The organism is Mesorhizobium argentiipisi (SeqCode) (assembly GCF_037179585.1).
Lineage (GTDB): Bacteria > Pseudomonadota > Alphaproteobacteria > Rhizobiales > Rhizobiaceae > Mesorhizobium > Mesorhizobium argentiipisi.
The window spans coordinates 1-11,652 of record NZ_JAPYKO010000013.1 but is presented as its reverse complement, the minus strand read 5'-3'; the positions used below and the strand labels follow the sequence as shown (position 1 = coordinate 11,652).

Annotated in this window: 8 protein-coding genes and 1 pseudogene; 4 read left to right on the top strand and 5 right to left on the bottom strand. The window is 62.3% G+C overall.

Going from position 1 to position 11,652, the window contains the following annotated elements:
- Positions 1-83: 83 nt before the first annotated feature.
- A complete protein-coding gene (locus O7A05_RS18610; RefSeq protein ID WP_337094447.1) occupies positions 84-530 on the bottom strand; it encodes a TadE/TadG family type IV pilus assembly protein in 447 nt (148 codons plus the stop codon).
- 293 nt (positions 531-823) lie between these two features.
- Between O7A05_RS18610 and O7A05_RS18605 the strand changes: the two genes are divergently transcribed.
- From O7A05_RS18605 to O7A05_RS18590, 4 genes are all read left to right on the top strand, one after another.
- The gene (locus tag O7A05_RS18605) at positions 824-2,416 is read left to right on the top strand and encodes a peptide ABC transporter substrate-binding protein (RefSeq protein WP_337094446.1); all 1,593 of its coding nucleotides are present in this window, start codon (positions 824-826) and stop codon (positions 2,414-2,416) included.
- Positions 2,417-2,592: 176 nt separating this feature from the next.
- On the top strand, positions 2,593-3,516 hold the full coding sequence (locus O7A05_RS18600) for an ABC transporter permease subunit (RefSeq protein ID WP_224515579.1): 924 nt from the start codon (positions 2,593-2,595) through the stop codon (positions 3,514-3,516).
- On the top strand, positions 3,509-4,633 hold the full coding sequence (locus O7A05_RS18595) for an ABC transporter permease (protein ID WP_337094445.1): 1,125 nt from the start codon (positions 3,509-3,511) through the stop codon (positions 4,631-4,633). The genes O7A05_RS18600 and O7A05_RS18595 overlap by 8 nt, the downstream gene beginning before the upstream one ends.
- A gap of 17 nt (positions 4,634-4,650) precedes the next feature.
- Positions 4,651-6,267, top strand: a complete 1,617-nt coding sequence (locus O7A05_RS18590; RefSeq protein WP_337094444.1) for an ABC transporter ATP-binding protein — start codon at positions 4,651-4,653, stop codon at positions 6,265-6,267.
- 25 nt (positions 6,268-6,292) lie between these two features.
- Here the strand turns inward: O7A05_RS18590 and O7A05_RS18585 are convergent, their stop codons facing one another.
- From O7A05_RS18585 to O7A05_RS18570, 4 genes and pseudogenes are all read right to left on the bottom strand, one after another.
- Positions 6,293-6,628, bottom strand: a complete 336-nt coding sequence (locus O7A05_RS18585) for a hypothetical protein (RefSeq protein ID WP_337094443.1) — start codon at positions 6,626-6,628, stop codon at positions 6,293-6,295.
- 275 nt (positions 6,629-6,903) lie between these two features.
- A complete protein-coding gene (locus tag O7A05_RS18580) occupies positions 6,904-7,359 on the bottom strand; it encodes a CopG family transcriptional regulator (RefSeq protein WP_278160415.1) in 456 nt (151 codons plus the stop codon).
- Between the two features lie 5 nt (positions 7,360-7,364).
- Positions 7,365-9,353, bottom strand: a complete 1,989-nt coding sequence (locus tag O7A05_RS18575; protein ID WP_337094442.1) for a conjugal transfer protein TraG — start codon at positions 9,351-9,353, stop codon at positions 7,365-7,367.
- 23 nt (positions 9,354-9,376) lie between these two features.
- Positions 9,377-11,114, bottom strand: a pseudogene (locus O7A05_RS18570) (relaxase/mobilization nuclease domain-containing protein).
- Between the last annotated feature and the right edge of the window lie 538 nt (positions 11,115-11,652).

The following is an 11,652-nucleotide window of genomic DNA, read 5'->3' as shown; positions in this document are numbered from 1 at the left end:
ATAGCGCCGTCATGACGGCGAAATTCGCGCTCCGGTCGGCGAGCAGCCTTCGCGTCGCCGCAATCAATCCCCCTTGGTCCGCATCATATCCCTCCGACGCGGATCGTCGATTGACTCTGGATCGTCGTGCCCGGCAAGGGCAGCGTCCGGAACAGGTTCCAGATCGGCAGGTTGCGCGCATCGTAGGTGACCGAGACGACAAACTGGCTGCCGTCGGCGGCGCTGTCCTGCGCGTTGACAGTCAGCTTGTTGGGATCGACGAAGGGATAGCCCGAGACGTCGTGAGCGACGAAATCGGTAACCAGCGCCTGCCGCTCGGTCTGGTTTAGGCCGGCAATCGCCGTGCGCGCCGCATCGGCGGCGATCTGCTGCACCGAATGGCTGGCGCCGAAATAAATCCCATATGCAACCATGCCGAGCAGAAGCAGGATGAAGATCGGCGCCAGCATGGCGAATTCGATTGCCGACGTGCCCGTGGCGTCAGCCCGGAAACGACACCACAAAACGGCGAATTTTCGGTTTTTCAGCATGATGCGCAGAATGCCAAAACCCGCCTGCAAAAACAGAAAACGCGTCGAACAACCGGCAGGTGTGCCAAGTTGAAGGCAAGCTCTAAGCTTAGTTTTCGCTGTTTTAGCGTGATGACGCTCACTCTGCGTCAAGCAGGCAACGGTTGAAATAAGATTTCGCTCTGTCTAGTCTCCTGCCACCAGCCGCCGGAAGGGTCCGGCGGCACGCCTGAAACGGGGCCGTTGCAACGGTTCCGGGGTGTCAAAACTTAAGAAGGCGCGGCTGAGGGGCTGCGCCGACAGGGAGAAAGTTCATGCTGAAAGACCTGCTGAAGGCGACGGTGTTCGCCACCACAGTGGCCTTGGCCGCCGGCACATTCTACACGCCGGCCTTCGCCGAGACCGTCTACAACCGCGGCGCCGCCGCCGAGGCGGAGACGGTCGATCCGCACAAGACGTCGACGGTCTACGAGGCCGATATCATACGCGACCTGTTCCAGGGCCTCGTCATGCATGACCAGAAGACGAACCTCATTCCGGGCGCCGCCGAAAGCTGGACGGTGTCGGATGACGGCACCGTCTACACCTTCAAGCTGCGCAAGGACGGCCTCTGGTCGGACGGCACCCCGGTGACGGCGGACGACTTCGTCTATTCGTTCCATCGGCTGGAAGATCCGGCCACCGCTGCAGAATACGCCTCGATGCTCTATCCGGTGAAGGGCGCCGAGGACTTCAACACCAAAAAAGGCGAGGCCGAGGATATGGGCGTGAAGGCGATCGACGCCAACACGCTGCAAGTCACGCTCAAGGCTCCGACACCCTATTTCCTGGAGATGCTGACCCACCAGGCGACCTATCCGGTCAACAAGGCTTCCATGGACAAGCTCGGCGCCGACTGGATCAAGCCGGGCAAGCTGGTCTCCAACGGCGCCTATACGCTGGCCGAGTGGGTTCCCAATGATCACATGAAATTGGTCAAGAACCCGAAGTTCTGGGACGCCGCGAGCGTCAAGCTCGACGTGGTCAACTACATCCCGACCGAGGATCGCTCGTCGGCGATGAAGCGTTTCGAAGCAGGCGAACTCGACAGCTATGGCGATCTGCCGACCGAACAGCTCGCCGATCTAAAAACCAAATTCGGTGACCAGGTCCGCGTCGGGCCATATCTCGGCACTTATTATTATGCGATCAAGACCGACAAGGCGCCTTGGGACAATATCGAGTTGCGCAACGCCATCTCGATGGCGATCGACCGCGACTTCCTCGCCGAGAAGGTCTGGCAAAACTCGATGCTGCCTGGATATTCGATGGTGCCTCCGGGCATCGAGGGCTACACGCCGGCACTGGCCAAATATGCCGACATGCCGCAGATCGACCGCGAGGATGCGGCCAAGAAGATCCTGGAAAAGCTCGGCTACACGCCCGAGCATCCGTTGAAGATGGAGATCCGCTACAACACCTCGGAGAACCACAAGAACACGGCGGTCGCCATCCAGGAACAGCTGAAGCCGCTCGGCGTCGAGGTGACGCTGCTCAACACCGACACCAAGACCCATTATAGCTTCCTCGAGCAGAAGGGTAACTACGACGTCGCCCGCGCCGCCTGGATCGCCGACTACAAGGATCCGGAGACCTTCCTCGGCATCTCGCGCAAGGCGAGCGGCAACAACTATTCGAATTACAACAGCCCTGCCTATGAAGCCGCTATGGACAAGGCAGCCGCCGCCGGCGGCAAGCCTGAGGAGCGCATGAAGGACCTCGCCGCAGCCGAGCGCATCCTCGTCGACGACGTCGGCGAGATCCCGCTTCTCTACTACAGCTACCACGACATCGTTTCCTCGAAGGTGCATGGCTTCGAAGACAATGTGATGGACATTCATCCGTCCCGCTTCATCTCCAAGGACTGACAAGAAACCTTGGCCGTGCCGCCGCTCTCTTTTGGGAGCGGCGGTCGCGGTCTGTCGTCGTGCCGGGCCGAAAGTCGGATTGGATTTTCGGGAATGCCGGTGCGAAGATCAGAGATGCCGGCGCGCCACGGATCTTCGACTGGAGAGCCTGTCGCCCTGGCTGAAGCGGGGCGCCGATGCTGCGTTATGTCTTCCGGCGGCTGTTGACCGCCATCCCCACGCTCTTCGTCATCGTGACGGTGGCGTTTTTCCTGATCCGCGTCGCGCCAGGCGGCCCGTTCAACCAGGAGCGGGGCTTGAGCCCTGAGATCAGGGCCAATCTCGAAGCCCAGTTCGGTCTCAACGATCCGCTCTGGCTGCAATATGTACACTATCTCGGCAATCTTTTGCGCGGCAGTTTCGGCCCGAGCTACAATTTGCCGGATTTCACCGTCACCGAACTCTTCGCCAAGGGTCTGCCGATCTCGGTGCAGATCGGTACCTCGGCACTGGTGCTGGCGCTGGTGCTGGGCTCGATCCTCGGCACGATCGCGGCGCTCAACCAGAACAAAATAGGCGATTATTCTGTGATCGCTTTAGCCACCGCCGGCAGCACCATCCCCACCTTCGTCACCGCGCCGGTGATCCAGCTCGTGTTCGGGCTTTCCTGGAAGCTGCTGCCGATCGGCGGCTGGGGCGACGGCGCCTTGATCAACAAGGTCGGTCCGGTGCTGACGCTGGCCTTGCCGCAGATCGCCATCGTGGCCCGCCTGATGCGCGGCTCCATGATCGAGAGCCTGCGTTCGCATCATATCCGCACCGCCCGCGCGCTGGGCCTCTCCGACTGGTCGGTGGTCGTCAAGCACGCACTGCGCGGCGCCGTGCTGCCGATCGTCTCCTTCACCGGCCCGGCGGCAGCCGCGCTGTTGACCGGCTCGATCATCGTCGAGACGATCTTCTCCATCCCCGGGGTCGGCCGTTACTTCGTCGATGCCGCGCTCAACCGCGACTACACTCTGGTCATGGGAACCGTGGTGGTGATCGCGCTCTTCACCATCGTCTTCAACCTGATCGTCGACCTGCTCTATGCGGTCGTCGACCCAAGGGTGCGCTATGACTGAGCTCGCCGTCGCGGTTCCCGAGCCGATCGTCGGCCGCTCGCTCTGGGGCAATGCCTGGGCGCGGCTCAAACGCAACCGCGCTGCGATGCTCAGCCTCTATTACCTGGCTTTTATCGCCGTCATCAGCATTTGCGGTCCGTGGGTCGTGCCGCATCAATACACCACCATCTATGGCGACTATGTGCGCATGCCGCCGAGCCTTTCGGCCTATCCGAAACCCGACATGATCCAGGGTGCGCTGGGCGATGCCATCAAGCGCATGCGCGCCGACATCAAGGAATGGCACCAGGACGGCAATCGCGTCATCGTGACCATCACCTCGACCAAGCCGATCGACGACCGCAACATCCGCTACCTCGACCGCTCCGACGCCTTCGACGACACTAGGATCGAGAACAAGTCGCCCGACGGTCTCGAAGTGACCATGAGCTCGGCCGTGAAACAGCAATATTTCTTCTTCGGTACCGACAACACCGGCCGCGACCTGCTCTCGCGCACGCTGATGGCCGGGCGCATATCCTTGGCGATCGGCCTGCTGGCCGGCGTTGTCGCCGGCGTCATCGGCGTCATCTATGGGGCGGCGGCTGGCTTTGCCGGCGGCCGGGTCGACGAGGTGATGATGCGCATCGTCGACGTGCTCTATTCGCTGCCATTCATCTTCTTCGTCATCATGCTGGTGGTGTTCTTCGGCCGCAACTTCGTGCTGATGTTCCTGGCCGTCGGCGCTGTGCTGTGGCTCGACATGGCGCGCATCGTGCGCGGCCAGGCGCTGTCGATCCGCAGGCAGGAATATGTCCAGGCGGCGGAGGCCATGGGCGTCGGCCAGCGCGGCATCCTGTTGCGCCATGTCATCCCCAACCTGCTTGGCCCCGTGGTTATCTACATGACGCTCCTGGTGCCGCAGGTCATCATCCTGGAAAGCTTCCTCTCTTTCCTCGGTCTCGGCGTGCAGGAGCCGATGACCAGCTGGGGCGTGCTGATCTCGGTCGGCGCCAAGAACATCGGCTACGCCAATTGGCTGCTCCTGTTTCCCGCCTTCTTCCTCGTCTCGACGCTGTTCGCGCTGAATTTCGTCGGCGACGGCCTGCGCGACGCGCTCGACCCGAAGGATCGATAAAGATGGGGACCGCGGACATGGCTGCCGAAACGATCCTCAGCATCAAGGACCTGCGCGTCCGGTTCCAGACCCTCGACGGCACGGTCGAGGCCGTCAAGGGCATCAATATCAAGGTCAATGCCGGCGAGACGGTCGCCGTCGTCGGCGAATCCGGCTCCGGCAAGAGCCAGACGATGATGGCGGCGATGAGCCTGCTTTCCTCCAACGGCGAGGCGACAGGCCAGGTCGACTATCGCGGCCGCAATCTTCTGGAGATGACCAAAAGCGAGCTGAACCAGGTCCGCGGCCGCAAGATCAGCATGATCTTCCAGGAGCCGATGACCTCGCTCGACCCGCTCTACACCATTGGCAACCAGCTGATGGAGCCGATCCGCCGGCACCGCGGGCTATCCGGGGCTGCGGCGCGGGAAGAAGCGCTGAAGCTGTTGCGGCTGGTGCACATCTCCGATCCCGAGCGGCGGATGAAATCCTATCCGCACGAGATGTCGGGCGGTCAGCGCCAGCGCGTCATGATCGCCATGGCCTTGGCCAACGATCCCGACATCCTGATTGCCGACGAGCCGACGACGGCGCTCGACGTCACCATCCAGGCGCAGATCCTGATGCTGCTTGCCGAACTGCAGCGCAAGTTCGGCATGGCCATCGTCTTCATCACCCACGACCTCGGCATCGTGCGCCGCTTCGCCGATCGCGTCTATGTCATGCGCCAGGGCGAGGTGGTGGAGGAGGGCAACGCCGAGGCGCTTTTTGCCAACCCGCAGCATGCCTACACCAAGATGCTGCTCGCGGCCGAGCCGACCGGCACCAAGGCGGCGCCGCCCGCCAGTTCGCCGGTGCTCCTGGAAGGCCGCAATGTCGAAGTCGTCTTCAGGATCGGCGGCGGCTTCCTTGGCGGCGAGCCGCTCATGCTGCGCGCGGTGGACAGGATCTCGATCCGGCTGAAGCGCAACCAGACGATCGGCATCGTCGGCGAGTCCGGTTCGGGCAAGTCGACGCTCGGCCGCGCGCTGCTCAGGCTCTTGCCGAGCGACGGCGTCATCCGCTTCGGCGATCGCGACATATCGGAAGCCGACCGCCAGGCGATGCGGCCGCTGCGGCGAGAGTTGCAACTTGTCTTCCAGGATCCGTTCGGTTCGCTGTCGCCGCGCATGACCGTCGGCCAGGTGATCACCGAAGGCCTTTTGGTGCACGAGCCCTCGCTCACAGGCAAGCAGCGCGACCAGCGCGCCGTCGAGGCGCTGCGCGAGGTCGGCCTCGATCCCAACGCGCGCAACCGCTACCCGCACGAATTCTCCGGCGGCCAGCGCCAGCGCATCGCCATTGCCCGCGCCATGATCCTGAAGCCGAAAGTGGTGGTGCTGGACGAGCCGACCTCGGCGCTCGACCGCTCCGTGCAGAAGCAGATCGTCGAGCTGCTGCGCAAGCTGCAGGCCGATCACGAACTGTCCTACCTGTTCATCAGCCATGATCTCGCGGTAGTGCGCGCCATGGCCGACTACATCATCGTCATGAAGCAGGGAAAGATCGTCGAGGAAGGTCCGACGCAGGAAATCTTCGACAATCCGCGCGAAGCCTACACGCAGACGCTGATGAACGCCGCGATCGACACCACAAAGTTTCGCATGAGCGCTTGAAGCCGGGCAAGCCTGATCGGTTCGGCTACTGCGAGGCCGGGCACCTCTGCCTCCGCGTCGCGACGATCACCTGCTGCTGTTGCTGCAGCGTGTCGATCCGGGCGGTTTCGCGATTGGCCACCACAGTCTTCACGCGCTCGCCGCCGAGCAGCCAGCTCGGCACGCTGGTGTTGGCGACCTTGCCGCGGCTGATGGCAGTCCGTGAAATATCGGTGGCGGTGTCGCCGAGCGCCCTGTTGAGCTCGGCGCAATTCATCTTGTCGTATTTCGCCGGATCGAGAGATGCGGCGGTCGATGAGCAACCCGCGGCGAAGAGCAGCGCCGCGATTACAGGCAAAATGGCTGTCAGTGTGAACTTCATTCTCTCACCTGGTCTCGCCGTCCCCGATCGTTTCAGCTAGGTCGCCATTAGGCCAAGATAAGGGCTCCCCGTCGAGCACAATGATCGGCAACAGCGCTTCAAGCTTATTATTCAGTACTCGACGTTGACGAAAGGCGGGAGCGACAAGCGCCCAAGTGCTTGTTTTTTCTGGTCGCAGTGATCCATATCGGACGTCAGGTTCTTGATGGCGGCCCGTGGCTATCCTGGATCGTCATTCTGAAGCAACGCCGCGGGAGCCTGGCGCGCGCCAGAACCTAGATTCCGGCCGGGGACGGCATTCCCTTGTCGCCAACTGGATCGATATCCTCCGATATCTCCTGTCGCAGTTTCGGTCCCTTGGCCAAACGCCTGCCCAAGGCAGAGACGAAAGCCTCATAGCGTTCGGCCGCCTTGGCACGAGCCGCCTGGGCCGCAGGTTCCGGCAAGGCGGGAGTGGTCGCGAGCCAAAAGCGGACAAACACCGCAAGCGTCTCGACCGCGATGCCTGTGTCGCGCTCCTGCCGGCCCAGCCGCCGATCGACCTGGTCGAGGCGTTTGACGATCGCCGCCTCGCGACGCTCATCCGCGTCCGGCGACAAGAACGACGCGATCGCGGCCTCCGCGATCATGGACTGGGATTGTCCGCGCCGCGTCGCGCAATCCTGAAGCATCTTCATGACTGCCGGATCGAGATAGACAGAGATCTGCACTTTTTTCTTTCGATTGGTCATGGCACCTACAATCCCATGCCGTCATCGGGGTCGAGCGAGACCTGCCGCGCTGTGCCCTTCATGAGGCGCGCCAGGCGGCGGTTTCTGACAGCTTCGCCATCGTCAGTATCGTCGGCCGCCTCGATACCGAACTCGTTCTCGAGAGGGCCCGCTTTCTCGATCGGGCTCCCGCGGTTCAGTTCGGGTTGTTGGCGCTGCTCGGACTCGGTCGGATCTTCATCTCGCTCCTGGAGCGTGCCGGGAGCTTCGTCGACCTCGGGCTGTTTCAGGATTGTCAGGCTACTCCAATCGTTAGGACGAGCTTTTTCGGATCGCGCCAGCTCGGGCGGCGACAGGACGCGTTCGCGCAAGCGGATATCCTCGTAATAGCGTGCCTTATTCGCCCTGATCGGTGATGTGCCCGCCACCATGACGATCTCGTCGGTCGGCGGAAGCTGCATGATCTCGCCAGGTGTCATCAACTGGCGGGCGGTCTCTTGCCGCGACACCATCAAATGTCCGAGCCAGGGTGAAAGCCGGTGGCCGGCATAGTTCTTCATCGCCCGCATCTCGGTTGCAGTGCCTAGCGCGTCAGACACACGTTTGGCGGTCCTTTCATCATTCGTTGCGAAGCTCACGCGCACATGACAGTTGTCGAGGATGGAGTTGTTCGGGCCGTAGGCCTTCTCGATCTGGTTAAGCGACTGCGCGATTAGGAAGCTCTTCAGCCCATAGCCAGCCATGAAAGCCAATGCAGTTTCGAAGAAGTCGAGGCGGCCGAGCGCAGGAAACTCGTCGAGCATGACCAGAAGCCGATGCCGATTGCTCGTCGCCTGAAGCTCCTCGGTCAGGCGACGCCCAATCTGGTTGAGGACAAGGCGAATGAGCGGCTTGGTCCGATTAATGTCCGAAGGCGGCACCACCAGGTAGAGTGTCGCTGGTTTGATGGCGCCGACCATGTCGCTGATCCGCCAATCGCAGCGGCTCGTCACCTCGGCGACGACGGGGTCGCGATAGAGACCGAGGAAGAACATCGCCGTGGAGAGCACGCCCGAGCGCTCATTGTCAGATTTGTTGAGCAGTTCGCGCGCCGCACTGGCGATGACCGGGTGCGGGCCTGCTTCTCCCAAATGGGCGGTCTTCATCATTGCCGCCAGCGTGGACTCGATCGGACGCTTCGGATCCGAAAGGAAGGCGGCCACGCCGGCGAGCGTCTTGTCCTTCTCGGCGTAGAGGACGTGAAGGATCGCGCCTACCAGCAATGCGTGACTGGTCTTTTCCCAATGGTTTCGTTTTTCCAGGCTGCCTTCCGGATCGACCAGAATGTCGGCGATGTTCTGGACATCGCGCACCTCCCATTCACCACGGCGCACCTCCAACAAAGGATTGTAGGCCGACGATCTCGAATTGGTGGGATCGAACAGCAGGACACGACCGTGCAGAGCACGGAACCCGGCGGTGATTTGCCAATTCTCGCCTTTGATGTCGTGGACTATCGCTGAGCCCGGCCAGGTTAACAGCGAAGGCACCACCAGGCCGACGCCCTTGCCCGAACGGGTTGGGGCGAAGCACAGCACATGCTCGGGCCCATCATGGCGAAGGTAATGACGCTGATAGCGCCCTAGCACCACACCGTCGGCGCCGAGCAGCCCGGCTGCCTTTACCTCTCTCCTGTTGGCCCATCGCGCCGAACCGTAAGTCACCACGTTCTTGGCTTCACGTGCGCGCCACACAGACATGCCGATTGCAACAATGACAGACAAGAAGCCGCCCGACACGGCGATCAGTCCGCCTTCCATGAAAACGGCAGGGGCATAGGCGTCGTAGAAGTACCACCACCAGAACAGGGCGGGTGGATGGTAGACAGGCAGGCCGGCGACTTCGAACCAGCTCGGTCCGAGTTGCGCCTGGAACCCAAGCCGCCATGCGGTCCATTGCGTCGCCGTCCAGGTCGTCAACAGGACGATCAGGAAGACGGCGAGGATCTGACCCCACAGGATCTTCGTTGCGGACATGGCCTCATCCTTTCTTTTAGCTGTCAGAGACCGAGCCCGCGCTTGCGGGCAAAGCTCCAGTCGATGCCGCCGTCACCACGAGCAACCCCGCAGACATGCTGGCCGCGATGTTTTCGAGGGAGGGTGTCCAGGGTACAAGTTGGAAGCCAAATCCGTCGTCGATCATGGCGAAACGGCCGGAGGCGAGAGACAGGCGTTGACCATAGACACCGGCGACATAGTCGCCGCTGGCGGCACGGTTGAAGGGCCGTCCTCTATCGGCCGCGAGCTTGTCGCCAATCACCTCCAGTTCGCGACGGCGCAGCGTATCGAGCAGGTTCGCGCTGAAGATGATCCGGTTGCCTTGCCTCTCGGCGAGCCCTTGGTTGACCAGATGTTCGGCCCGGCGGTCCAAGGCATCGCCGACCTCGGCGCCGAAGCCCCCCTTCGCCAGTGCGGCAGGCCGGCCAGCAATAGCCTGGCGGTCGAGCCAGGTCGCGCCCGGTGCGGTAACCTGTTCATCCACGCTAAGATCGCAGCACACCGCAAGCGCGACGCGACGCTGGCCGCGCCCATCATCGAACTTGCGCAGCTCGACAATCGATCCCGTCGGGCCGTCGCCGGCGGCATCCAGAGTACAAAATCTGATGTGATGGATACGTCCGTCAATGCCGTCGACAACCGCGTAGGCCGCACCGCTCAGTTCATCATCGGGTCCGCGATCGACCAGCCGCCGACGATGGGAGTATCGAGACTTTCGGCGGCCAACACATAACTGGCCGAACCCCGTTCGATCCCTCGCGTGGTCAGTGCGCGATGCATGCGCTTTATGATGTCGCCACGCTCGCCCAACTCGCGCAACCTCGCTTCGGCCTGGTCGTCGAGGACCCATTGGCCCGGGCCGATCTGGTCGGCGAGACCAAGCGCTTCGAGCTTGCGCAGACGGCCGATCTTGAGCGCATGATATTCGTCGGGCTGATAATGAGGGCGTCGGGCCAAATCGATGACCCCGCTGTCGCGGCTGTTGCGAAGTAACTGGCGATCGAGCCCGGTCCAGCGTTCGGACCGGATCTGGCTTTCGAGTGAGCGACGGATATCGAGATCGGTTCGCGGCCCCAGTTCCTGAGTGATCAGGTCGCGAGCCCGGTCCCGCATGCCTTCCTTGATGTAATCGCGCGCAATGACCAGGTCCTGGCCGTCGTCGCGCACGCCGCGCACGATCAGATGAACGTGCGGATGCTCGGTGTTCCAGTGATCGACCGCGACCCAGTCGAGCCCAGTGCCGAGGTCTTTCTCCATCTGCCCCACCAGATCGCGGCTGAAGGATTTGAGGTCCGCCATCTCGAGGGCGTCGTCGGGAGAGACGATGAAACGGAAATGGTGCCGATCATCCTTGGCGCGCGCGGCGAAGGCCGCGCCGTTGGCATCCTCCGTCTGCGGCCCGAACAACCGTGCCTTCTGTCCGTCCCGGGTCACGCCCTCCCGGCGCAGATAATTGAGATGTGTGGCCAGTGAGGCAGGGCTCGCGCTACGACGTACAACGCGAGCCTTTACGACTGCGCCGCGCGATCGCGAGGTGATGAGGCGGTTGGCCTGGATGCTGGCGCGCTGTCCGTGACCAAACCTGGAGCGGTTGCCGTAAACGACTTTTCCCGAGCGAGAGACGCCACCGCCAGCTTTTTTCGCCGCCGCCAGCGCTTGGGCGATGAAGGGCCGTGCAGCTTGAGCGCGGGTCGAGCGGATGCGACCTGGCCGAATGCGAAACGCACGCTCATCGGTCATGGCGCTGTCCTGCAATGTGGAAAGGACGACGCGCATACAAGGCTTCCGGCGATCGGCGCACATTGCCCATAGGGGCTGCAATGTGCGCCGTGGGCCCGAAAACCTGGCAAATCCTACCGTCCGACCGGCGCGCAATGTGCGCCCTTTTATCCTGCCGTCTTAATCGGTTGTGCTTTCCGTGACTTACTTGACATCGTCGTTCCTCATCTAACCTACGATAATACACTATTCTATGCTCTAAACCACGATTCCGTTCCCAGGCTTCGAGAGCCGATGCGCCGTGCAGTCTTCCGCGCTCTGCGACGGGGTCTACCGGCTGCATGAAGGCAGCACTGGAATCGTCGTGGCGCACTTTTCCATCGGAGTGACGGAGCATCGTCACAGGCAATCCGGCGCGGTCCAGCCGTCTCGCGATCGGCGCGGCCGCAGGCAATGTATGGCCCGCCCCGTCTGCAAGCGGAATGTTTTGAGAGGCACACCCGGTCTGCACCAATGTATCCGGCCTCGACGCTTCAGGCGTCCTGCCAAGATGGAGATT